Genomic DNA, 22,823 nt, shown 5'->3' with positions numbered 1-22,823 from the left:
CCGAAATTTATTAAAGATTGATAGCTAGATGAACCATTTGAATGGCCCTCTCCTGATGGGGTAAAGAAAGTTCATGATAGATATAATCTTGACTAGGATTACTAGCATTAAAATAATAAACTGTAGAAATTTTAGAAAAGTAAATGGCACTCAAACACATAGGACAAGGTTCTGTACTTGCATACATTTCACAACCTTCTAAATTGGTCGTTTTCAGTGCGTGACAAGCTTGACGGATTGCTTGAATCTCTGCATGATTCGTCAAATCATTGGTGATTGCAACCTCATTTACACCAGAGCCAATAATCTGTCCATTTTTAACTACAATTGCACCAAAAGGAGCACCATGTTTTGTTCTTTCATTTTCTTTAGCTAACTCAAGTGCTTGTTTCATAAAGTCATGAGATTTCATGTCGTTCCCCTCCTAGAAAAAGCGAAATTCTCTTTTCTTTTTATATATTGAAATGGACCATTTATTGGAAATATGCTACTGCCAATACATCCTCCTGTGAAAAACTAAGCACTGCCGTCTGTGGTGTTTCTCCTACAAGACCAGTAAATGGTGCCATAATCACTATCTTTTCAGTTGATAGATTCCCCGGACAAGCTACATTTTTATATTTTGGAGTTTATAGATCTAAAGCTATTTCCTTTGTATAAATATGCTAACATGAGGACTATATATATGAATAATATAAAAATAATTAATTTCACTTAAGTTTTTCGTATACTACAAACTCCAAAGCCAAAATAAAAAAGAGTCGTTAGTCACGACTCTTACTTTTACGCATTTACTTGTTGATCTTCTTCTCGATTCATCATCGTTCTTACTACTTGTGCAATTTCCTCGGAATTTTCATCTTGAAATTCAACCGTGGAATTAGCTATTGGCACTTCTTGTTTTACGCCTTCTATTGATTCAAGTTCCTTTTCTTCTATATCGACTTCAACCGCTTCCTCATCTTCCTCTGGTGTAAACAAGATGTAAGCAATTAGAAAACGTACAATAAACATTACAAAAAATGCGATGATTGCTACAATAAAAGAGCCAATCAGGATTCGCAGAGGCGTAAATGGTTTTTGAAATGTACTAAAAAAATAAATAGAAAAGGCAATTAATGCTCCCCATAGATTGTAAAATATAGAACCAAACATTAGATTTCACTCACTCCCTGGTTAACTGTTCGGATATGTAATATCGACGTTGCAGGATTAAATTCAATCGTTCTACCACTATTTCCACCAGTATCCTCGGCCACTAAAGGGATGCCCTGCCTCTTTAATTCATTTTTGACAGCTTCTACATTGCGGGGACCAATACGCATTGTATCTTTGTCGGAAGTAAATTGGAACATCTGCGCACCCCCTGCAATTTTTGCCTTGAGTTTAAATTTTTGAACGCCTTCTAACTTTAGTAAATCAATCATTGCAGCAATCCCTGAATCTGCAAATTTCGCGACATTGATTGACTCAGCTCTTCCTAAACTTGAATCTGGTAACATCACATGGATTAAACCAGCAATTTTTTTTGACTCATCATACAAAATAACACCAACACATGAACCAAGACCAGAAGTTCGAATCGTGTTAGGTAGCTTTACTACATCCATTTGTGCAATTCCCACTTTAATCACTTGTCCACTACTATTGGTTAACATATCACGAAACCCCTAATGCTTTAAAAATGGCATCAAACGAGTCAGGATCTGGTAGTAGGAAGAAATGGCCCCTCACCGTTTCATGGTCTTCCACACCTTCTTCAAAAATGGATGTATTTATCACAATAACATTATCACTGACATGAGATAATTCTATTAAACCAATGCTTATTATAGCTCCAAACATATCAACACTTAGACCTGGCACAGTTGGATAAATTTTTAAATTAGTAAAATCCGATAAGGCAGATAAATAGGAGCCTGATAAAATATTACCCATTTCTTGCATAGCTGATAAACCTAACTCTGAAACAGGTCGTTTTTTAAAGTCAAAAGAGTCATCGAAAATAAGCCGACGTATAAAGCGGTTTGCTTGTTCGATAGGTAATATAAAGAACATACTTCCCTCTGCATCACCTTCAATACGAAGGTAAATGCCAACAACTACGTTTTCTGATCCGCCAGCCAACTCCATCATATCGTTAAAGGACACCATCTCTACCTTTGGAACACGCATATCAATTTTTTTCCCAAGTAAATTGGAAAGTGCTGTCGCGGCATGCGCAGCACCGATGTTTCCAATCTCCTTTAATACATCTAAATGTAGTGATGTAATTTTTTGATTAAATGTCATTATCGATCCCTACTTTAGTGGATTTAATACTTTTTCTAAATGTAATAAGATTAATAATCGCTTCTCTACTTTAGCAACGCCTGAAATAAATTCTTCTTCAAGTGAGCCAACGACTTCTGGTTGCGGTTCAATAGCACTTGCTGGAATATCGATAACGTCGTTAGCGGAATCCACTACAAAGCCTACTTCCATATCTTCTAATGAAATAATAATAATGCGTGTTGTTTCTTCATGTTCAGAAATAGGTAATTCAAAACGTTCACGTAAATCCACAATTGGTGTGACAACACCTCGTAGATTGATTACACCTTTTACGTATTTCGCTGTTTTCGGTACACGAGTAATATGCATTAATTTCTCAATTCCTTGAACATGGGACACTGGAATTGCATATTCTTTATCTGCTAACTGAAAAACTATTACTTTAATACTTTCTTGCTCCACTGCATTTGTCATACTTTACACCTCTCTTATTCATTCACCTTATTTAATTAGTGCGTTGCAATCTACAATTAAGGCTACTTTACCATTGCCTAAGATTGTTGCTCCTGAAATGGCAAAGATATTTGTTAAGTAATTTCCTAAAGACTTCAAGACAATTTCTTGTTGGCCAATGAATGAATCCACCACTAAACCAGCAAGTTTTTCACCTTTACGGACGATCACTACTGAGTGGAATTCTTCATCTTGATGCTCTTGACGAGGTACCTCAAAGATTTCCTCTAAGAATACCAACGGAACAACTTTGCCACGGAAGTCGATTACTTTTTGATTATGCGCATTCATAATCTCTGATGAACGGATAATAGATGTTTCAATAATAGAAGATAGTGGAATTGCATAAATTTCCTTTTCAATCTCCACAAGCATAACTGAAATAATTGATAATGTCAGTGGTAATTGAATCGAGAAGATGGATCCAACATCCTGTGTTGATTCAATTGAAATATTGCCACCTAGTGATTCAATCGTTGTTTTTACAACATCTAAACCTACTCCACGACCAGATACATCTGAAATAACATCTGCAGTGGAGAAGCCTGAAGCTAGAATAAGCTCATTAATTTGTTTATCAGACATTGAATAGGATTGTTCTTGTGTAACAATACCTTTTGAAATAGCTTTCGCTAATACTTTTTCTCGATTTATGCCCGCGCCATCGTCTTCAATTTCAATAAAGACGTAATTTCCGCTATGATAGGCACGCAATACGACCGTTCCTTCTTCAGGCTTGCCTTTTGCACGACGAGCAGTTGGATTCTCAATGCCATGATCCACAGAATTACGAATCAAGTGAACAAGCGGATCTCCAATTTCATCAATTACTGTACGATCTAGTTCGGTTTCAGCACCAATAATTTCAAGGTTGATTTTCTTATTTAAATCACGTGATAGTTGACGAATCATTTTCGGGAAACGATTGAAAACTGTTTCTACAGGTACCATTCGCATTGTTAAAATAATAGTTTGCAAATCACCCATCACACGACTCATACGCTCTACTGTTTCATTTAGTTCTCCATGATTTACTTCAGTAGAGATAGATTGCAATCGACCACGATCAATGACAAGCTCTTCAAACAAGTTCATTAAAATATCTAGACGTTCAATATTTACACGAATTGTTTTATTACCTACAGGTGCATGATTTTTGTCAGCCTTGGAAGGTGTAGCTTCTTTAGCAGGTTTTGCAACAGGCTCGGCTTTAGCAGCAGGCGTATTTGTTGGTATTGCGGCTACCTCAGCCACTGCTGTTGCAGTTGCTGCTACTTCTTGGTGCGCTTCAAATACTTTTTCACTAAATTTCCTTTGGTCAATTGTAGTCACAATAACCTCATCAACTTCAGAAACTTTCATTAGCTTTTTCTGCATATCCTCAGCTGTTGTTTTTGTGACAAAGGCTACATAAAATTGTTGATCAAACTGCTCATCTTCTAGCTTTTCAACAGATGGACTTGATTTAATGACATCCCCATCTTTTTCTAAAATCTCAAACACCATAAATACACGTGCTGCCTTAAGAAGGCAATCCTCACGTAATGTTACTGAAATTTCAAAAGCATTAAAGCCTTGTTCAGCCGATTGTGTAATGACTGTTTGTTCAAACGAATCATATTCTAATACACTTTCAACAACCGGTGCAGCAACCGTTGCTACCACCTCTGGTATTACTTCCTCACCTAGTTCTATACGCTTTAGTTGTGCGACAGTTGAGGAAACATCACGCTTACCATCTCCACCGTTAGCAATATCCATTACCATTTCTTCTAAATGATCAACAGATTCAAATACGACATCTAAAATTTCAGGTGTAACATGAATCTTCTCGTTACGGATGGCATCTAAAACATTCTCCATTTTATGGGTTAAATCTGCTAAATCTTCGAAGCCCATTGTGGCAGACATACCTTTTAATGTGTGTGCAGAGCGGAATATTTCCCCAACAATTGCCAAATCGTCTGGATTTTTTTCTAATTCTAATAAATGTTCACTACACGCTTGTAAATGCTCTTTACTTTCTTCAATAAACATCTCTAAATATTGATTGACTTCCATAAGAGGACACCCCTTTTAAGGCAAATATTTCATTATTGTTTGTGCAATATCATCTACATCTGCAACTTCATCAACAAGTTGCGTTTCTACTGCTGCTTTTGGCATACCATATACAATGCAAGTTTCAGCTGATTCTGCAATAGCAATGACATTGCCAGTATTTTTTAATGCTTTTAGACCATTAGAGCCATCATGACCCATACCTGTCATAATCACTGCTACTTTATCAAAATCTTTATATTGACTAACATCTTCGAACATTACATCTACAGAAGGTCGATGGCCAGATCTTGGTGCTTCTTGATTATCAAGAACAATGCCAAAAGTTGTCCCTACTTTTCTAAGTTTTAAATGATATCCACCTGGTGCAATATAAGCTACTCCATTTTGCAAAATATCGCCCTGTTCAGCTTCTTTAACAGAAATTTCACTTAGCTGATCAAGTCGGTTAGCAAGCGATTTAGTAAATCCAGCAGGCATATGCTGTACAATTAATATGGGAGCTTGAATAGACTTAGGAATTTTAGTAACAACCTCCTGAAGTGCGCGAGGTCCTCCTGTTGATGTGCCAATTAACACAATCTTCTTTCCTATTTTACTCCATTCTACCATTGGTTTAGTTACGGCTACCTTAGTAGAAACAACATTAATAGACGTATTTGTTCGTCCATGCTGTTGTGGTTCCTTTATTACGGTACTCACCCTTGTCACTTGTTCTTGTTGTCGTTTACTACCAGAAGGTTTTTTCAATTTGGAAATTGGCACCGTTGCAGCTTGTTCCACTTTGTGCACAAGTTCATTTTGAATTTTATGTAAATCAAGGGAGATGGTCCCGCTCGGCTTGGCAACAAAATCTACTGCCCCGCCCTCAATTGCAGCAATTGCATTTTCTGTCCCACGTTGAGTGGTACTTGAGAGCATTACTACAGGAACTGGACATTGTATCATAATTTCTTTTAAAGCATCGAGCCCATTCATTTCAGGCATCTCAATATCCATTGTCACAACGTTTGGCTTCAACGATTGTATCTTTTTGATCGCATCTTTTCCATTTCGAGCTGTTCCAACTACTTCCACCTTCGAGTTGCCAACAAAAAAGTCACTAATTAGCTTTCTCATAAAAGCAGAATCATCCACAACTAAAAGCTTGCTTTTATGCAAAAAGTCCAATTAATCACGCCCTTTCGAGAAAATACTTCTAAGTTTCGTTAAAAATTTTTTCGTTGTTTGATCATGTGCATGTATTTCCCCCGCACGTTGCTCCATAAAACGAACGACTATAAGTTGCAATGTCTTTGATATTAATGCGTCTGGATAAGCAAGTGAGAATGGCACTTGCTCGCGCACTGCCTTACGCACAACAGGGTCTTCAGGTAATGAACCAAGAATGATCGTTTCTTTGTCTAAAAAACGTTTCATTGTTAACTGTAAACGTTCATTCGTTTCTATTCCTTCTTCTTTACTGAAAGCGCGGTTACAGAGAATATAAAACTGCTTATCTGGATCTCGAACATGAATATATTTCATCATGGAGTACGCATCTGTAATAGAAGTAGGTTCCGCTGTTGAAATGACGATAATTTCATCAATAGATGTGAGTAAATCTAACGACCAATTAGTAGCACCAGCGCCCATATCAAATAAAATATAATCATAGTTTTTTTGAAGTTCTTCAAATGCTTGAATAAGTCGTTCAAACATACTATGAGACCAATCAAGCACACTCGTCATACCTGACCCACCTGAAATATACCTTAAATCGTAAGGCCCTTCAAATATTACCTCATCTAGTTGCTTATTTCCTTCTAAGTAATCTTTTAAACTATAAGAAGCATTTTTCCCAATTAAGATATGGATATTCCCCATCCCAATATCCATGTCTACAATGACAACTCTTTTTCCCTTTTGGGCTAAAGTCATGGCAAAGTTCATTGTGAAGTTACTTTTACCTACTCCACCTTTGCCACTTACAACTGCAATCGCTCTACCTAGTTCGCCTTGCTGTTTCATCATTTTTAAGCGTAATGCTTCAGCTTGGTCTCTCATTTTTCTTCACCTTGAAAAAACAAATTAAGTACTGCTTCTAAATCAGCTTCTTCAATATCTTCTGGTACTTCTTGACCATTCGTATAGTAAGCAAGTCCTTTATTATATTTAATCATTAAATTGATCATTGTGCCAATAGAATTTGTTTCATCAATTTTTGTAAAAATAAATTTTTGAATTGGTAATTGTTTAAATTGATCTACAATATTCTCCATATCCCTTTCTTTCGTTGTCATTGCAAGCACTAAATAAGATTCTGCATGATCATCGAATTTTATAAGGCGTTGGAGATCATCAACATACTTGACTTCTTTATAATTTCGACCAGCTGTATCAATAAAAACCAAATCTAAATGTGATAATCTCTGGATTGCTTGTTCAAAATCTGTTGCATTGTAAGCAATTTCTACAGGAGCTTGTAAAAGACCAGCATATGTTTTAAGCTGCTCTATTGCCGCAATCCGATAAGTATCTGTCGTAATAAAGCCAATCTTTTTCTTTTTTTCTAACACAGCTCTAGCAGCCATTTTAGCAATAGTTGTAGTCTTACCAACCCCTGTTGGCCCTAAAATGTTTATATATTTTCTTTCGTAGGATAATCCTCCGACTGGAAGTACTTCTAGCTTCTTACGTAATAAATTTTTTGCTATCAATTTACATTGTGAAAAATTTATTTCGGATGCTTCTTTAAAATGCATAAAAAGCTCATCACCTATCGTTGTGATGAGCTCTTCACTTAGCTCTTGCTGTCTTAAGTATTCAATGAAGGGTAAGAGTTCATCGGGATATTGAGCTTGGGTAGTCTTTTTATGCATCGATTGCATTAATGATTTTAAATCAGCAATTTCTTTTCTCAATTCTTCTGACATGCTAGCGTCCTCATGTACTGCTGCTACATCAAGGGGTGGTTCCTGATGCATTTTTGCTTGAATAGCATTTGTAATCTCTTGTAACCTTGCATTCTCTTTTTTTACTACAGGCAGTACAGCTGGTGTTGGAACTGAAGCCACCTGCTGGGGCTCCATTGCATCAATACCCGCAACCACTTCAAAACTTTTCTTTTTTATCATGCCAAAAAATTTCTTTGTGATGACGACTTTTGAATTTAAAATGACTGCGTCCTCACCTAATTCTGCTCGCACTTGCTTCATCGCCTCTGGTATGGATGATGCATAATACTTTTTCATTTTCATTGAACATTCACCACCCCAACACTTTGAATTTCAACCGAAGCATCCAATTCATTATAAGATAGAACCGGAATTTGTGGGAAATAACGCTCCGTTAGTTGTCGTAAATACATCCGAACGGCTGGCGAGCATAATATAATAGCTGATTGCTCCATAAACGAAACACGCTCTACTTCCGCTGCAATAGTTTCTAATACTGTTTGAGAATCTTGTGGGTCCATAGCTAAATAATTACCGTGATCCGTTTGTTGGATACTATCAGCAATCATTTTTTCTACTTTACCTGAAACCGTAATCACCTTTAATACTGAACTATCCCCAACATATTGCGCTGTAATTTGACGAGCTAATGCTTGACGCACATATTCAGCTAAGATATCTGTATCACTCGTTAATTTTGCATAGTCTGCAAGTGTCTCAAAAATAATAGGTAAGTTACGCACTGATACATTCTCCCGAAGAAGCTTACCCAGTACCTTTTGGATTTCTCCAGTAGATAAAGGTGCAGGTGTTAATTCTTCTACTAAAATTGGATGGGATTCGCGTAAGTGATCGATTAACTGCTTTGTCTCTTGACGGCCTAATAACTCATGAGCATTTGCTCGAATTATTTCAGTTAAATGTGTTGACACCACACTTGGTGGGTCCACAACTGTATAACCATACATTTCCGCATCCTCTTTTACTTGCTCTGTAATCCATTTAGCTGGTAATCCAAATGATGGCTCGACAGTATCAATACCCTCAATAGAATCATCGTCTCCAGGGCTCATCGCTAAATAATGATCTAGTAAAAGTTCGCCTCGTGCCATTTCGTTCCCCTTTATTTTAATTCGATATTCATTTGGTTGAAGCTGAATATTGTCTCGAATACGGACTACTGGGATCACGATACCTAACTCCAAGGCAAGCTGTCGACGAATCATGATAACACGGTCTAATAAATCTCCACCTTGAGCGGCATCTACTAAGGGAATTAATCCATAACCAAATTCGAATTCAATTGGGTCCACATTTAATAAATTCACAACATTCTCAGGGCTCTTCATGCCGTCAGTAGCCACTTCTTCTTCAATCTCCTGTAATTCTTCTTCATCCTCTGGCTTCTTACGTTCCATCATATAAGCTCCCGCAATTAATGAAAGACCTATTGGCAGCGTTACCCAGTTTGGTATTGGCGTAAATAGCCCTAGTAATACAATGGTACCTCCTGCTACATAAAGCAGCTTAGCTTGAGCAAATAATTGGCCTGTAATGTCTTGACCAAGACTACCTTTAGAAGAGGCTCGTGTTACGACAATTCCTGTAGCAGTCGAAATAAGCAAGGCAGGAATTTGGGATACAATACCGTCCCCAACTGTTAGTTTCGAAAAATGTGTTGCTGCTTCTGCAAATGGAAGCCCCATTTGTACAACGCCAATGATGATACCAAATAATAGATTGATAATAACCATTACCATTGAAGCGATGGCATCCCCTTTTACAAATTTCGTGGCACCATCCATTGCACCGTAAAAGTCCGCTTCCCCTGCAACTTTTTCACGTCGCTCGCGCGCTTCTTTTTCGGAAATAATCCCCGCATTTAAGTCAGCATCAATACTCATTTGTTTACCTGGCATCGCATCAAGTGTGAAACGTGCCGCTACTTCTGCTACTCGTTCTGCACCTTTTGTAATTACAATAAACTGAATTAACACTAAAATTAAGAAGACGACTAAACCAACAAGTATATTTCCTCCAACTACGAAATCACCAAAAGTTTCAACGACCGAACCTGCATCTCCATTTGCTAAGATGGCACGAGTAGTGGAAACACTTAGTCCTAATCGGAACAAAGTTAATAGTAAAATTACCGAAGGAAAAATGGAAAAATCCAATGCTTCTTTCATACTCATTGCTGTGAGCAGTACAATTAATCCTAATGTAATATTAATGACAATTAAAAAACTTAACATCCACGGAGGAAGAGGGATGATGAGCATCGCAACGATTAAAATAACCGCACCTAAAACCCCAATATCGCGAACTTTCATTTGTGTCCCTCCTACAAAAAGCCTTAAATTTTTCGCTTAATACGGTAAACATAAGCGAGTATCTCTGCTACTGCTTTGAAAAATTCTTCTGGTACCTGATCGCCTATTTCTACCTGGTCATACATAGCTCGTGCTAAAGGTCGATTTTCAACCATTATTACATCATGTTCTTTGGCGATCAGTTTAATTTTTTGAGCAATAAAGTCTGTCCCCTTCGCAATAACACGAGGAGCATCCATACTGTCCTCATTATATTTGAGGGCAATTGCATAGTGAGTAGGATTGGTAATAACTACATCCGCACTCGGAACCTCTGACATCATACGTCTCATCGCCATCTCACGTTGGCGTTGTTTGATTTTTGATTTGATTAGGGGGTCACCCTCACTATTTTTATATTCATCTTTAATATCTTGCTTAGACATTTTAAGATTTTTTTCATACTCATGTTTTTGATACATCCAGTCTAAAACGGATACACAAAGTAATACTAAAGAAGCTGCTATACCCATAATACCAACAAGCTTCCCTACCGTAATGAGAGTCATCCATGGACTTTTAAACGATAACGCCAAAACTTCTGGTAAGTTTGACCAAATAATAATTGTTGTAACACTTCCGATAAAACCAATCTTTAAAACAGACTTTATTAACTCCACAATGGCTTTGACAGAAAATATCTTTTTTAACCCTTTAATAGGGTCCATCTTTTTCAAATCAAACTTCATTGGCTCTAACGTAAAAAGAAAACCAAATTGCAAAAAGTTACCTGCAAGTGCTCCGACAAATGCAATTGCCATAATGGGCACAATGATAAAAGCCATTTGAATCAAAGTTTCTGTAAATAGGTGCATCACACTATCAATAGTCAGTGATTCGATGCGTATGTTATGAATAAAGGTTTGCCTGAAAAAAGCTAATAGCTCGTCACGCAAAGAGCCTGCAAAGAAAAACAAAAAGATAAATACCATTAACATTACAATGGCGCTAGAAATATCTTGACTCTTGACAACTTGCCCTTTTTTCCGAGCATCCTGTCGTTTCTTAGGGGTTGCCTTTTCTGTTTTTTCACCCGCAAAAAATTGTAGCTCTAAATTCAGTAGTAGTCTCATATTATCCACCACCTAAAATGGCCATTAAATCACGCATCCCATAAATCATAATCGTAATAAGCTTTTGAATAACTTGAATCATAACGGCCATCATTGTAAATAACACTAAAAAACTAACACCAATTTTAATAGGAAAACCGACAACAAATATGTTTAATTGCGGTACTGTTTTTGCAGTGATCCCTAAAGCTAAATCGACCAAGAATAAGGTCGCTACAACAGGAGCAGCCATCTGGAATGCTATGGCAAAAACTGCTGTGAAAGTTGTGATAATAAATTGAGGAAAGTTTTCATTCATAAAACTAGGGAATTGATCCATCGGGAAAAATTGATAGCTGTAGTAGATTCCATTAAGAATCATATGATGGCCATCAATCGCTAACAATAAAAGCAGTGCTAGCATATTAAAAAACTGACCGATTAATGGACTTTGAGCACCTGTTTGCGGGTCAATTATATTAGCAATGGCAAAACCCATTTGAAAATCGATAAAGCTTCCTGCAATTTGAATTGCGGACATGATGATATAGCCCATTAGACCGAGTAATAGTCCAACTAGTGCTTCTTTCACCACTAATAATATGTAATCATCATTGAATGCAAATGGCTCAACATCAATTGTATAGTACATCATCCAAGCTAAAACCAGTGCGAGAGTAATTTTGACTTGAGGTGGAATGGTTCTATAGGAAAAAAAAGGAACCGTAGCAAAAAAGGCTGAGACACGTACAAGTACTAATAAGAAAACCGTTAAATGCGGAATTAATTCATTCATGTACTCACCCTATATAACGCGTTAAATTCTCGAATATGTCTCTCGCATAGCTTGTAACTTGAGATAGCATCCAAGGGCCAAAGAATACGATGGCCACTAAGACAGCAATAATTTTTGGTACAAATGCTAACGTTTGCTCTTGTATCGAAGTTGTGGCTTGAAAGATACTTACCGCTAAACCCGAGATTAAAGCAACTAATAGTAGCGGACCGCTTGTTAGAAGGATAATCATTATAGCACGCTCTGCAATGGAAATAACCAACTCACCTGTCATACTGTATCATCCCCTAAAAACTTTGTAGTAACGATTTCATAACGAGATACCAGCCATCAACCAGTACAAATAATAATATTTTAAATGGCAATGAAATCATTACTGGCGGTAACATCATCATCCCCATCGACATTAATGTACTTGCAACAATCATATCGATCACTAGGAATGGAATAAAAATCATAAAACCAATTTGAAATGCTGTTTTAATTTCGCTTAAAGCAAAGGCAGGTACAAGCATAGTCAGTGGGATTTCCTCCACTGATGCTGGTTTTTCTGCTTGATTATATGTTAAAAATAAATCAAGATCTTTTTGCCTAGTATGCTTACTCATAAACTCTTTAAATGGCACACTAGCACGGTCATAGGCTTCTTCTATACCAATTTCTTCAGCAAACAATGGTTGTAATGCCTCTTTATTGACCTCTTGAAAGGTTGGTGCCATGATAAAAAATGTTAAAAATAGTGCCAGCCCAATGATCACTTGATTTGGTGGCATTTGCTGTGTTGCCAATGCTGTACGCACAAATGATAAGACTATGACTATACGAGCAAAGGATGTCATTAAAATTAAAATACTTGGTGCAAGTGATAAAACTGTTAGTAACAGTAAGAGCTTTACAGATGTAGAGACATTCGTTGGATCGCTGTTGGAAAAAATATTGATTAAATCATTCATTTACCATCCTTCTCCTTCTGCTTCCATCTCTCTATCTCATCACTACGCTCCTGTTTTATTTCTGATAGCTTTTTTTCGAATAGATTGCCAAATGAATCCTGCTTTTGCTGCTCATTTTGCACCTTCGCGCTATCTTTTCTCTTAAACTTAGAAAATACTTCTGCAATATACGGTGATGTTGCTGCAAATTCTTGTCTTTCGTTATATAGGGCTAAAAGAGCTTCAACTTCTTCAGGATCTGTAATTTCTCGTAAAAGTTGAACGTCTTCTCCGACCCCAACTAAATACAATGTTTTACCTACCTGTAAAAGCTGAACTGACTTTTGTGCACCTAACGATAAACCGCCTAAATTTTGTACCATTTGATTACGTTGGAAGTTTAAATTTCGTTTATTTAAAAACTTCATCAATCCATAAAATAAAGCTACAACAAAAATAAGCGCCAAAACCATTTTTATGTATTCCCATGCAGATATATCTCCAGCTGCTGTTACAGTTGTTTCTTGTTTAGCAGCTGGATCAGTCGTATCTCCATTACAAGCTTCTGGGTCTTTAATGCAATCCGTGACACTATTTGTATCAGCGTCTGCATAGACAGAAGTCGGTGTCGGGTACAAAAACAGGAAGGATACAAGAAATGCGAAAATCATCGTTAAACAAAATGATTTTAACATTTTCATGCAATCATCCTAGCGCTTTTTGAATCGCTTCAATTACACGATCTGCTTGGAAAGGTTTTACGATAAAGTCTTTCGCACCAGCTTGAATCGCATCGATTACCATTGCTTGTTGCCCCATTGCTGAACACATGATTACAGTTGCACTTGGATCTGTTCCCTTAATTGCTTTAAGAGCTGCAATACCGTCCATCTCTGGCATTGTGATATCCATTGTTACTAAATCTGGTTTTAGTTCATTGTACTTTTCGACAGCTTGTAAACCATCTGCTGCCTCTCCAACAACTTCAAATCCATTTTTTGATAAAATATCCTTGATCATCATGCGCATAAATGCAGCGTCGTCTACAATCAAAATTCTTTTAGACATGGTTAACTCCTCCAATTGAAACTATCTTAAATTATTTAAACGCTCTGCTTGACTTAAAACATCTGTAATACGGACACCAAAGTTTTCGTCAATAACAACGACTTCCCCTTTAGCAATTAAACGACTATTGACTAAAATATCAACCGGTTCTCCCGCTAATTTATCCAGTTCAATAATTGACCCACTTGATAGTTCTAAAATCTCTTTAACAGAACGTTTCGTACGTCCTAACTCTACAGTAACTTGCAATGGAATATCAAGTAGCATATTTAAATTTCTAGCTTCAGATTGAGAGATTACATTTGTATCGAAGCTAGCAAACTGCGCTTGTTGCACATTTACAGGTTGTGCTGGTCTTGCTGGTTGTGCAAATTGCTGTGGCTCCTGATAAATCGGTTGCTGCATCGGTGCTGACTGCTGTTGATAAACTGGTTGTTCAGATGGTGGTGCTACAGGTATTTGCTGTTGAACAGGCGGTGGTGTAACTGGTGGAGCCTCAGGTGCAATAGTTGCTGCCACAGGTTCCTCAAACACTCCTGTTTCACCTAATAAAGATTTTACAATATTTTGACTAAATTTAAGCGGTAATAATTGCATTAAATTCGAATCAATTAAATTACCAATTCTTAATCTAAATGACACTTTCACCAGCAAATCGTCTTCTGGAATATTTTCTCGACCTTCATCTTGCGAGATGTTCATTAAATCAATTGTCGGTGGAGAAATATCTACTTTTTTGTTGAAGACCGTCGACATAGATGTAGCAGCTGAGCCCATCATTTGATTCATAGCCTCTTGAACAGCACTTAGCTGAATTTCACCTAAGTCTGGCTTCGGATTTAATCCATCGCCACCTAACATTAAATCTGCGATAATTGCTGCATCAGATTGTTTAATAACAAGTAAATTCATACCTGTTAAACCAATTGTATATTCAACTTGTACAGCTACATATGGATGAGGAAATTCCTCTTCTAATTTATTACGATTAATCATCGAAATACTTGGAGTTGTAATATCTACTTTTTGACCCAATAACGCTGAAAGAGCTGTGGCAGAGCTACCAAAGGATATATTGCCTACCTCTCCTAATGCATCTTGTGCAAACGAATCAAGGTAATCCTCCACTCGTATCTCATTTATTTCTTCATTTGTTGAAGCATCAGTGTCGTTGTTTTTATCTCCCAACGTCTCGCCCCTTAATAGCGCTTCAATTTCTTCTTGGGAGAGCATTTCATCACTCATCTTCGTCTCCTCCTTTCAAAGGGTCGATAATCTGGATTGCTAATTTTTTGCCCTTTTTACCTGGTTGAACAGTGAACTTCGGCAATGTACCTACTTTTAGTAGTAATGGCGCTTCAATTTTTTGATCTAACTGTATGACATCCCCAACTTGCATTGTTAGGAAATCTTCAATAGTGATGTCCGTTAATCCTAATTCAACTGAGAGTGGTAATTGGGCTTGTTTCACACGTGTTTCAAGCATTTTTGTTTGCTCTGGTGACATCTCTTTCGTATTGGTTTGCATCCAATAGCGAACCGAAAGATTTGGAACAATTGGCTCCAATACAACATGCGGAATACAAATATTAATCATACCGCTTGTCTCACCAATTATCGTATTTAATGAAATTACGACAACCGTTTCATTAGGTGAAATCATTTGTAAAAATTGTGGATTTACTTCAAGTTCCACTAATATAGGATCAATTTCCGCAACATTTTCCCATGCTTCGCGTAAATTGTCGAATGAGCGTTCAAAAAGGTTTGTCATAATTTTTGTTTCTATTTCCGTTAGGTTATCTACATTACTATGACTTGCCCCACTACCGCCCATTAGGCGATCTAACATCGAATAGGCAATATTCGGATTAATTTCCATTAATATATTACCATCTAATGGTGGCACTTCAAATACATTAATGAGTGTCATATTTGGAATGGAACGAACAAACTCTTCAAATGGTATTTGGTCTACTGATGCAACCGTAATTTGTACATAGCTTCTAAGCTGTGCAGAGAAAAAGGTTGTCAATAGTCGTGCGAAATTTTCATGTATTCGGGTCAAACTTCGGATTTGATCTTTTGAGAATCGAAGTGCTCGTTTAAAATCATAAACTTTAACCTTACGTCCCTCGTCCTCTTTTTTTATGTCATCCGCTGACATTTCCCCTGTCGATATAGCGGAAAGCAGCGCATCTATCTCGGATTGAGATAACACATCTCCTGCCATTTGCCCACCTCCAATTCAAGCAGTTTCTGTTTTATTGAGTAATGAAGGAGGTAAAATATACTTCCTGGACTTCTCCCTCTTGCATCAACTCATTTAATCTTGTTTTTAATGATTTTTGGAAAATTTGTTTCCCTTGCTTACCTTCTAAGTCCTTTTGCTCCATTTCAGAAAGCTCTTGAATGGCGATGTTTTGCACTTGGAAAACGCGCTTTGTTAATTCTGCAGCAGCATCTTTGCTTGTCGTTTGAATTTTCAATGACAAGCGAACAACTCTTTTATCTGCAAGATTTGTCGTGATCTCTGGTATCTCCACTGTTGCCTCTACAATCTCATCAATGGACGGCTCAACAGCTCCTGTGGGCTTATTAAATTGCGTAAGCAATACAAACAAAATAACCCCAATCAGAATGACTGCTACTAGTAAAATAATAATCATTGTTAGCATTTTATTATTCTTCATCTTCTTCACCTCGTAGATGCGGGTTGGATAGTATTTGTATATTGTTATAAAAGGCAGTAACCTTTTGTCGCACCTCATCTTCACTCTCTAAAACAATTAATTTTGTTCCAGTTGTTAATGTAATAGTCGTATCTGGAAATGATTCGACTGTTTCTATGTATAAAGCATTTAATGTAAATGCTTTGCCATTTAGACGTGTTAGTTCAATCATGAATTAGGGCCGGGTCTAGCATGAGAGCCGGCCCGACCCTCCCTCATATGAAAATATGTTTGTTAAAACGTCCGTTTTGAAAGGACTATTTTATTATCGTTTTAAGTTTACTAGTTCTTGTAACACTTCATCTGAAGTTGTAATAATACGTGTGTTCGCTTGGAAACCACGCTGTGCAACGATCATCTCTGTAAACTCTTCTGATAAATCAACATTTGACATCTCTACTGTCCCAGGTACTACTTTACCCATACCTGCAACAGTGGCTACTTGTGCATAAGCAGCTCCTGAGTTAGCTGTTTGTTGGTAATAGTTGCCTCCTACCTTAGCTAAACCCCCAGCATTCGGGAATTTAGCCATAATCAGCTGTCCTGCCCATTGACGATTACCATTTAAGTCTACATATTCAATCGTACCATTTGCTCCTATACTAATCTCTTTAGCAGTTGTTGGAATACGAATTGGACCAACAGTTCCATCATCAGGTGTTAATACCCCATCATCATCGAATAAGTTTGCACCTTCATCACCTGAGGCAACTGGTGCCTCATCTGGATTAATACCATCATCATCAGCTTCCATTACAATTTCATCTCCAGCAGATACACCTACTAGATATTTACCATCAGCATTAACTAAATAGCCATTGCTATCCATATAAAACACACCATTACGAGTAAATAGGGTATTGTTGAAGCCCTCTTCATCAATAAAGCCACTATCAGGGTCTGGAGCTCCATTTGCATCGGCAACCATGAAGAAACCATCTCCTTCAATCCCTAAATCAAGTCCTCGACCAGTCCCTTGTAATGAGCCACCACCATGTATTGTATCAATTGCTGCTAATTGGGCACCTAAACCAACTTGTTGTGGATTCACTCCTCCTCGCGTAGCTGTTGCTGCGGATGCACCTGCCTGCGTTTGAGACATTAAATCTTTAAAATTTACACGCCCTTTTTTAAAGCCAATTGTATTAACGTTCGCTATATTATTACCAATTACATCCAACTTAGTTTGGAAGTTTTTAAGACCTGAAATACCTGAGTACATAGAACGTAACATATGTTTTCGTTCTCCCTTCGTTTTATATAGGGTGAGCCTCTATCAGTCAGCTCACCAAGGCTTCCTTACGTAAGAAGGTCCAGCCTTCAAAGCACAATTGTGCCATCAATATTAGTAAATAACTGTTGCTTTGCTTCCGTGCGATCCATTGCTGTAATTACCGTAGCGTTTTTAGCACTGATAATTAAAGCTGCTTGATCCATCAAGACTAATGGTTGTTTGACACCTTTTGAGTGTGCTTCAAATACCTTATCCGATACAACCTGCCATTCTAGTTCAGAGATATCAATTTTTCTCTCCATGATACGTTCATGTGCATGTTTGCTCACTTTTAGCTCTTGTCTAGACGCTTCCTGTAAATGAGCTTTAAACGATTGTTGTGTATTGATTGGCTTAGGCTGTACTGTGCGAATAGATGGATGCAAGGGTACACGATGAATTGAAAACTTATCCATCACTATTCTCCACCTTTATTCACTAATAACTGTAAAATCTTTATCTGTTAGCTTTTTATCATTGTCTAGTACGTAATTAATGACCCCATCTTTATTAGAAACAGAGACAATTCGTCCTGTTAGCTCTTGGTCACCGTCTTTATACGTTACATTCTTTCCAATTAATTGGCTAGCCTTCACTAACGGAGATTCTTGTACATTATTATTGCCATTTGAACTAGGATTGCTAGCTCCACTTAAAATTCCAGATATATTACCAGGTGAAATTTCTTTTCCATCTGCTAATTTGAAAACAACACTACCATCTACAAATTTAAGTGATTCAATTACACCTGTTCCTTCATTGACCACAGGATTTCCTTTTTCATCTTTTTCTTCTGTTATTTCATGCCATTTGACTTCCTTGCCAATAAAGGTTGCATAGTTCATCATTTGTGATTGTTGCTGTGATGACAATAATGATTCCATTGCCTTTGTCATATTTTGCATTTGTTCCAAAGAAGAAAACTGCGCCATTTGAGAAATAAACTCCCTGTCGTCCATTGGATTTGTAGGATCCTGATGCTGTAATTGTGTAATCAACAATTGTAAAAAGGCGTCTTTACCGAGCTCACTATTTCCTGTTTGCTTCGTTGGCTTTCTATAATTTGAGTAATAAAGATCATCTGTTATGGATGTATTTGTCACTTTTGTTGTAGTATCTGCCATTGTTACACCTCCTCACTTATTAAATAGTCACTAAAGGACATTCCTTCATCTTCATCATCACTTTTTTGATCCTGTTCTTCGTCCTGTTGTTGTTTAAAGAAATTATTGAAGAAGCTTTGATCACGTTGTTGACGATCGGCATCTTGTAATGATTGTGCAATATCAAGGCGATCTACTTGTATATTTTGCTGAGCAAATGCCTGTTTTAGCTGGTGTGCTTGACTATCAAGCAATTCACGTCCATGAGCTGTAGAAGCCAGCAAACGGGCTGTAAGGACACCATCATTTTGTACAAGTTCAATACGAACCGTCCCTAGATTTTCTGGATACAATTTTATGGTTAAACGTGTAATACCTTGAGCGTTCGAAATCTGAGCTCGATTGATAATGGCTTGCATTTCTTTTAGTAAAGCTTCTGATTGAGCAGGCTTAGCCGTTGGTAACGTTACATGAAATGTGTCTGGTTTCGTTTGTACAGTTTGTGGCGTAAGCATGTCATTTGTATTTGTATCACTTTGTTTCGTTACTTGGACTTGCTGAACAACTTGCTGGAAGCCTAGTAATGGCAATGTAACAGTTGTTTTTGTTGTTACCTGCAAAGTTCCTACCTGCGTTTGTAATGACGTTAATAGGCTCTTCACAGTCGTTAGCAGGTCTTCTTGGGATGCTGTTAAGTCTGTCTTTTGCCCTACTAATTGCACTAATTTCAACACTTGAAGAAGTTGTGATGCCTCTTTTGGTGTCACTTGACCTTCGCCTTGTAAAGCAGTGCTTATATTCGCCTGTAATACCGGCGCTTGGGCATCTACTAATGTTAAGAGCTCCCAAACATCACTTGCTTCCTTTTCTTCTCCTAGTAGCTGTTGGACGATTTTTTGAAGCTGCTCTTCATCAATCCCTAATGCATTTAATATATTTTCTAAATGAAGCATTTCATCCAGTGCCACTGCCTTACCGTCTTCTCCAAATTGAAGCATTAATAAGCCATCATCGTGAGAAATCCCCAGTAAATCTAGTACTTCCTCCATTGAGTCAGCATTTAATAATGCTTGTAAATCCGCAAGTTCATTTGATGAAGTCGTTTTTGATGTTTGAGTTGTTTCATTTGAAGAAGTTAATACTTGCCCAAAAACAGAACCAAAATTTGATAAATTTTCTTTCTTCGGAGTGCTGCCTATTTTTCCTTCAGCGTTACCAACTGTTGTTGACTTTGTTGCTGCAGTTTTAGTAGGTACTGTTTTATTAATCATTTGCATCATTGCTACATCCACTATTTTTCACCTCCTTTCAATTATCCTACTGTTTAGCCATAAGCTCCGTATATTTTGCTGCATCTTTTGCATCCATTTTTTCTAAAATAGCTGCTAATTTATCTGGCTTTAAATTCGTTAAAATCCGCAGTGCTTCTGTATCACTCATATTGATTAACACAGGTGCCGCAGCTTTCGGCGACATCTTATCAAATGTTGATAAAATATCGTTAAAGTCACGCTTCACATCATCTTGTTCACGATTTAGTTTTTCAATTTCAAATTGAAGCTGTTCCTTTTCTGTCAGCAGCTTCTCTTTTTCAGTTATTGTTGAATCTAATTTTTTTTGAAGCTGGGTAATCTCTGCTTCTTTTTCTTGTACCTCTGCCTGTAAACTCACTATTTTAGAGTCGTTATTAACGACAGCATCCTTTGCTTGTTGTTCTTCTGAGGGAATAAAAGGTAAACTACCAATTGCCTTTTTTCCTAAATCAAAGACATTTGTATTCATTAAAGTTGCCACAACAAGCAAAACCGCTACTACAAACATAATCGGCAGTACAATCCAAGTAAAAAACTTAAGAAAGCCCCCAGATTTTTTCTTTGGTTGCTCTTCTACTAACTCTGTTGCTAATCGATTGTCTTTCTTTGCCATGAAATCACCTGATTTCTTTCTTGTTATACGTTTGTAATGAAATTTCATCTAAAAAAAGGCTTTCTATACGATCTTGCTCTTGTTGGAAATGCTTAAAATCCTTTTCTCTCATTTTTTCAAATTTACGTACTTCCAAGTTTTTTTCTAATAGTTTTTCTTCGTGCCAATTCATCTTTGCACGAGCTTGTATCACTTTCTGTTGTACATCTGCAATTGTTTTTTCGAGACTATCAATGAAACGACTATAATGATGGATTTCATCTATGGATGAACCAACCATTAAACGCTCCTGCTGAAATGCAATTAAATCTTCTTTCTTTTTTAGCAAGTCATATAATTTCGTTGCTATTTCTTCAAAAGAACGGACAGATTCCTTATAAGCCATTTCGGTTTCGTTTTTTTCTTGTTCGCGAATAGTTAACACTTTTTCAAAACGATACACATAACTGACCATCTATTTCGCACCACCGTTCGATAATGTTATTAACTCATTGACACTTTGTTCTAGTGTCACTTTATCTAAGTAACCCTGTTTAAGATAAGCAGTAATGAGCGGTTCATAATGAATTGCTTCATCAATTTCTTTAGAGGTTCCTCTTTTATAAGCACCAATATTGATCAAATCCTCTGATTTGTCGTAAGTATAATAGAGTTCTCTTAATCGTTCAGCAGCTTTCTTATGAGTTGGCTCTGCAACATGATTCATCAAACGACTCACACTTTTCAAGACGTTTATGGCTGGATATTGCCCCTTGTTGGCAAGATTTCGATCCAATACAATATGACCATCTAATATCCCTCGCACAGTATCCGCAATGGGTTCATTCATATCGTCACCATCTACTAAAACAGTATAGAATGCTGTTATAGAACCCTTTTCATTGGTGCCTGTACGTTCTAGTAATTTAGGCAATATCGCAAAAACAGAAGGCGTATAACCTTTTTGTGCTGGTGGTTCTCCTGTGGCAAGTCCAATTTCACGTTGTGCCATAGCCACACGTGTCACGGAATCCATCATCAGCATGACATTTAAGCCTCGATTTCTAAAATATTCGGCGATTGCTGTAGCTGTAAATGCCCCTTTAATCCGCATTAATGCTGGTTGATCAGATGTGGCTGCAACAACAATCGATCGACTTAAGCCCTCAGCACCCAAATCACGTTCGATGAATTCCCGAACCTCACGACCACGCTCACCTATTAGCGCAATAACATTCAAATCTGCTTGTGTATTTCTTGCGATCATACCAAGTAAAGTACTTTTACCTACCCCAGAACCAGCGAAAATACCAACACGTTGTCCATTTCCAACTGTTAGCATACCGTCAATAGCCTTGACTCCCACTTCAAGCCTTTCATTAATTGGTGGACGAGTTAGTGGGTTTGGTGGATCTTGTTCTGTAGGGACTGTCATGAGACCTTTAGGTAATAGAGTGCCATCAATTGGATTCCCCATAGAATCCAATACTTTGCCGATTAACTCAGGACCCACTTTTACTTCCAGTGGAGCTCCCGTTCCTTCAACAAGGCAGCCAATAGATATTTCACGTAAGGAGGTAAAAGGCATCAAGACGACTATTTCATCTTTAAAACCAACGACCTCTGCTAAAATAATCTGGTGACCATGATTTACAGTTTCCACATGAATTTTACAGACATCACCTATAGAACTATCTGGACCTTGCGACTCAATCATTAAGCCAACAACTCTAGTAACCCTACCGAACTTTTTAAAAGTTGGGATATGCGGAATTTGTTCAATTAATTGAGCCGCTTTCATCAAGA

At 37.4% G+C, this 22,823-nt stretch carries 27 protein-coding genes; all 27 read right to left on the bottom strand.

What is annotated here, in order from left to right; translation table 11 throughout:
* Positions 1-10 precede the first annotated feature (10 nt).
* The 27 genes from AC1RFD_RS00360 to fliI all read right to left on the bottom strand — a co-directional run bounded on the left by AC1RFD_RS00360 (position 11) and on the right by fliI (position 22,818).
* Positions 11-412, bottom strand: coding sequence for a nucleoside deaminase (locus AC1RFD_RS00360; RefSeq protein WP_492474402.1), 402 nt, complete (start codon positions 410-412; stop codon positions 11-13).
* Positions 413-783: 371 nt separating this feature from the next.
* Positions 784-1,155 carry a hypothetical protein gene (locus AC1RFD_RS00355; protein WP_054550522.1) on the bottom strand — a complete coding sequence of 124 codons (372 nt, stop codon included), beginning with the start codon at positions 1,153-1,155 and terminating at the stop codon, positions 784-786.
* Complete coding sequence (locus AC1RFD_RS00350; protein WP_004269269.1) at positions 1,155-1,658, bottom strand: chemotaxis protein CheD; 504 nt, start codon at positions 1,656-1,658, stop codon at positions 1,155-1,157. The genes AC1RFD_RS00355 and AC1RFD_RS00350 overlap by 1 nt, the downstream gene beginning before the upstream one ends.
* Before the next feature lies 1 nt (position 1,659).
* On the bottom strand, positions 1,660-2,292 hold the full coding sequence (locus AC1RFD_RS00345; protein WP_004269270.1) for a chemotaxis protein CheC: 633 nt from the start codon (positions 2,290-2,292) through the stop codon (positions 1,660-1,662).
* Positions 2,293-2,301: 9 nt separating this feature from the next.
* On the bottom strand, positions 2,302-2,748 hold the full coding sequence (locus tag AC1RFD_RS00340; protein ID WP_004269272.1) for a chemotaxis protein CheW: 447 nt from the start codon (positions 2,746-2,748) through the stop codon (positions 2,302-2,304).
* 27 nt (positions 2,749-2,775) lie between these two features.
* Positions 2,776-4,848, bottom strand: coding sequence for a chemotaxis protein CheA (locus tag AC1RFD_RS00335; RefSeq protein WP_048391586.1), 2,073 nt, complete (start codon positions 4,846-4,848; stop codon positions 2,776-2,778).
* A 15-nt stretch (positions 4,849-4,863) separates the two neighbouring features.
* A complete protein-coding gene (locus AC1RFD_RS00330; protein WP_103117586.1) occupies positions 4,864-6,018 on the bottom strand; it encodes a protein-glutamate methylesterase/protein-glutamine glutaminase in 1,155 nt (384 codons plus the stop codon).
* Positions 6,019-6,894: a MinD/ParA family protein gene (locus AC1RFD_RS00325; RefSeq protein ID WP_115673188.1), complete on the bottom strand. Its 876-nt coding sequence runs from the start codon at positions 6,892-6,894 to the stop codon at positions 6,019-6,021.
* Positions 6,891-8,087: a flagellar biosynthesis GTPase FlhF gene (gene flhF / locus AC1RFD_RS00320; protein ID WP_115673189.1), complete on the bottom strand. Its 1,197-nt coding sequence runs from the start codon at positions 8,085-8,087 to the stop codon at positions 6,891-6,893. The genes AC1RFD_RS00325 and flhF overlap by 4 nt, the downstream gene beginning before the upstream one ends.
* Positions 8,084-10,117, bottom strand: coding sequence for a flagellar biosynthesis protein FlhA (gene flhA / locus AC1RFD_RS00315; protein WP_036080453.1), 2,034 nt, complete (start codon positions 10,115-10,117; stop codon positions 8,084-8,086). The genes flhF and flhA overlap by 4 nt, the downstream gene beginning before the upstream one ends.
* A gap of 23 nt (positions 10,118-10,140) precedes the next feature.
* Entirely contained in the window at positions 10,141-11,229 is a 1,089-nt protein-coding gene (flhB, locus tag AC1RFD_RS00310; RefSeq protein ID WP_048391594.1) for a flagellar biosynthesis protein FlhB, read from the bottom strand.
* Position 11,230: 1 nt separating this feature from the next.
* On the bottom strand, positions 11,231-12,004 hold the full coding sequence (gene fliR, locus AC1RFD_RS00305) for a flagellar biosynthetic protein FliR (protein ID WP_048391595.1): 774 nt from the start codon (positions 12,002-12,004) through the stop codon (positions 11,231-11,233).
* Between the two features lie 4 nt (positions 12,005-12,008).
* Complete coding sequence (gene fliQ, locus AC1RFD_RS00300; protein ID WP_004269285.1) at positions 12,009-12,278, bottom strand: flagellar biosynthesis protein FliQ; 270 nt, start codon at positions 12,276-12,278, stop codon at positions 12,009-12,011.
* Positions 12,279-12,291: 13 nt separating this feature from the next.
* Complete coding sequence (gene fliP / locus AC1RFD_RS00295; RefSeq protein ID WP_048391597.1) at positions 12,292-12,957, bottom strand: flagellar type III secretion system pore protein FliP; 666 nt, start codon at positions 12,955-12,957, stop codon at positions 12,292-12,294.
* Complete coding sequence (locus AC1RFD_RS00290; RefSeq protein ID WP_054550519.1) at positions 12,954-13,637, bottom strand: flagellar biosynthetic protein FliO; 684 nt, start codon at positions 13,635-13,637, stop codon at positions 12,954-12,956. The genes fliP and AC1RFD_RS00290 overlap by 4 nt, the downstream gene beginning before the upstream one ends.
* 4 nt (positions 13,638-13,641) lie before the next feature.
* A complete protein-coding gene (locus tag AC1RFD_RS00285; protein WP_004269288.1) occupies positions 13,642-14,004 on the bottom strand; it encodes a response regulator in 363 nt (120 codons plus the stop codon).
* A gap of 21 nt (positions 14,005-14,025) precedes the next feature.
* Positions 14,026-15,249 carry a flagellar motor switch phosphatase FliY gene (gene fliY / locus AC1RFD_RS00280; RefSeq protein ID WP_048391599.1) on the bottom strand — a complete coding sequence of 408 codons (1,224 nt, stop codon included), beginning with the start codon at positions 15,247-15,249 and terminating at the stop codon, positions 14,026-14,028.
* Entirely contained in the window at positions 15,242-16,237 is a 996-nt protein-coding gene (fliM, locus tag AC1RFD_RS00275) for a flagellar motor switch protein FliM (RefSeq protein ID WP_004269290.1), read from the bottom strand. Before fliM ends, fliY begins: the two co-directional genes overlap by 8 nt.
* Positions 16,238-16,268: 31 nt before the next feature.
* A complete protein-coding gene (gene fliL / locus AC1RFD_RS00270) occupies positions 16,269-16,697 on the bottom strand; it encodes a flagellar basal body-associated protein FliL (RefSeq protein WP_004269291.1) in 429 nt (142 codons plus the stop codon).
* Positions 16,687-16,908, bottom strand: a complete 222-nt coding sequence (locus AC1RFD_RS00265) for a flagellar FlbD family protein (protein WP_048391601.1) — start codon at positions 16,906-16,908, stop codon at positions 16,687-16,689. The genes fliL and AC1RFD_RS00265 overlap by 11 nt, the downstream gene beginning before the upstream one ends.
* Positions 16,909-17,001: 93 nt before the next feature.
* Positions 17,002-17,970, bottom strand: coding sequence for a flagellar basal body rod protein FlgG (flgG, locus tag AC1RFD_RS00260; protein WP_054550518.1), 969 nt, complete (start codon positions 17,968-17,970; stop codon positions 17,002-17,004).
* Positions 17,971-18,056: 86 nt separating this feature from the next.
* A complete protein-coding gene (locus AC1RFD_RS00255) occupies positions 18,057-18,425 on the bottom strand; it encodes a TIGR02530 family flagellar biosynthesis protein (RefSeq protein WP_054550517.1) in 369 nt (122 codons plus the stop codon).
* A 15-nt stretch (positions 18,426-18,440) separates the two neighbouring features.
* On the bottom strand, positions 18,441-19,133 hold the full coding sequence (flgD, locus tag AC1RFD_RS00250; RefSeq protein ID WP_054550516.1) for a flagellar hook assembly protein FlgD: 693 nt from the start codon (positions 19,131-19,133) through the stop codon (positions 18,441-18,443).
* 2 nt (positions 19,134-19,135) lie between these two features.
* Positions 19,136-20,404: a flagellar hook-length control protein FliK gene (locus AC1RFD_RS00245; RefSeq protein WP_054550515.1), complete on the bottom strand. Its 1,269-nt coding sequence runs from the start codon at positions 20,402-20,404 to the stop codon at positions 19,136-19,138.
* Positions 20,405-20,429: 25 nt separating this feature from the next.
* Entirely contained in the window at positions 20,430-21,038 is a 609-nt protein-coding gene (locus tag AC1RFD_RS00240; protein WP_009371153.1) for a MotE family protein, read from the bottom strand.
* A gap of 4 nt (positions 21,039-21,042) precedes the next feature.
* Entirely contained in the window at positions 21,043-21,492 is a 450-nt protein-coding gene (gene fliJ / locus AC1RFD_RS00235; RefSeq protein ID WP_048391613.1) for a flagellar export protein FliJ, read from the bottom strand.
* Positions 21,493-22,818 (bottom strand): flagellar protein export ATPase FliI, encoded by a 1,326-nt coding sequence (gene fliI / locus AC1RFD_RS00230; RefSeq protein WP_054550948.1) that lies wholly within the window; start codon positions 22,816-22,818, stop codon positions 21,493-21,495.
* Between the last annotated feature and the right edge of the window lie 5 nt (positions 22,819-22,823).

The sequence above is a fragment of the Lysinibacillus sp. GW823-FHT02G10 genome, assembly GCF_058797135.1.
The sequence above is the reverse complement of the archived record's forward strand: the minus strand, read 5'-3'. Positions and strand labels throughout refer to the sequence as shown.

Coding starts and splice junctions, on each gene's coding strand:
- AC1RFD_RS00290 (WP_054550519.1), bottom strand. CDS start 13,637: ATGAAAATGTTAAAATCATTTTGTTTAACGATGATTTTCGCATTTCTT.
- fliJ (WP_048391613.1), bottom strand. CDS start 21,492: ATGGTCAGTTATGTGTATCGTTTTGAAAAAGTGTTAACTATTCGCGAA.
- AC1RFD_RS00240 (WP_009371153.1), bottom strand. CDS start 21,038: ATGGCAAAGAAAGACAATCGATTAGCAACAGAGTTAGTAGAAGAGCAA.
- flgG (WP_054550518.1), bottom strand. CDS start 17,970: ATGTTACGTTCTATGTACTCAGGTATTTCAGGTCTTAAAAACTTCCAA.
- fliL (WP_004269291.1), bottom strand. CDS start 16,697: ATGAAGAATAATAAAATGCTAACAATGATTATTATTTTACTAGTAGCA.
- fliR (WP_048391595.1), bottom strand. CDS start 12,004: ATGAATGAATTAATTCCGCATTTAACGGTTTTCTTATTAGTACTTGTA.
- AC1RFD_RS00265 (WP_048391601.1), bottom strand. CDS start 16,908: ATGATTGAACTAACACGTCTAAATGGCAAAGCATTTACATTAAATGCT.
- fliI (WP_054550948.1), bottom strand. CDS start 22,818: ATGAAAGCGGCTCAATTAATTGAACAAATTCCGCATATCCCAACTTTT.
- AC1RFD_RS00355 (WP_054550522.1), bottom strand. CDS start 1,155: ATGTTTGGTTCTATATTTTACAATCTATGGGGAGCATTAATTGCCTTT.
- flhB (WP_048391594.1), bottom strand. CDS start 11,229: ATGAGACTACTACTGAATTTAGAGCTACAATTTTTTGCGGGTGAAAAA.
- AC1RFD_RS00255 (WP_054550517.1), bottom strand. CDS start 18,425: ATGGATAAGTTTTCAATTCATCGTGTACCCTTGCATCCATCTATTCGC.
- fliQ (WP_004269285.1), bottom strand. CDS start 12,278: ATGACAGGTGAGTTGGTTATTTCCATTGCAGAGCGTGCTATAATGATT.
- flhF (WP_115673189.1), bottom strand. CDS start 8,087: ATGAAAATGAAAAAGTATTATGCATCATCCATACCAGAGGCGATGAAG.
- AC1RFD_RS00350 (WP_004269269.1), bottom strand. CDS start 1,658: ATGTTAACCAATAGTAGTGGACAAGTGATTAAAGTGGGAATTGCACAA.
- fliP (WP_048391597.1), bottom strand. CDS start 12,957: ATGAATGATTTAATCAATATTTTTTCCAACAGCGATCCAACGAATGTC.
- fliY (WP_048391599.1), bottom strand. CDS start 15,249: ATGAGTGATGAAATGCTCTCCCAAGAAGAAATTGAAGCGCTATTAAGG.
- fliM (WP_004269290.1), bottom strand. CDS start 16,237: ATGGCAGGAGATGTGTTATCTCAATCCGAGATAGATGCGCTGCTTTCC.
- AC1RFD_RS00360 (WP_492474402.1), bottom strand. CDS start 412: ATGAAATCTCATGACTTTATGAAACAAGCACTTGAGTTAGCTAAAGAA.
- AC1RFD_RS00345 (WP_004269270.1), bottom strand. CDS start 2,292: ATGACATTTAATCAAAAAATTACATCACTACATTTAGATGTATTAAAG.
- AC1RFD_RS00285 (WP_004269288.1), bottom strand. CDS start 14,004: ATGTCTAAAAGAATTTTGATTGTAGACGACGCTGCATTTATGCGCATG.
- flhA (WP_036080453.1), bottom strand. CDS start 10,117: ATGAAAGTTCGCGATATTGGGGTTTTAGGTGCGGTTATTTTAATCGTT.
- AC1RFD_RS00335 (WP_048391586.1), bottom strand. CDS start 4,848: ATGGAAGTCAATCAATATTTAGAGATGTTTATTGAAGAAAGTAAAGAG.
- AC1RFD_RS00325 (WP_115673188.1), bottom strand. CDS start 6,894: ATGAGAGACCAAGCTGAAGCATTACGCTTAAAAATGATGAAACAGCAA.
- flgD (WP_054550516.1), bottom strand. CDS start 19,133: ATGGCAGATACTACAACAAAAGTGACAAATACATCCATAACAGATGAT.
- AC1RFD_RS00340 (WP_004269272.1), bottom strand. CDS start 2,748: ATGACAAATGCAGTGGAGCAAGAAAGTATTAAAGTAATAGTTTTTCAG.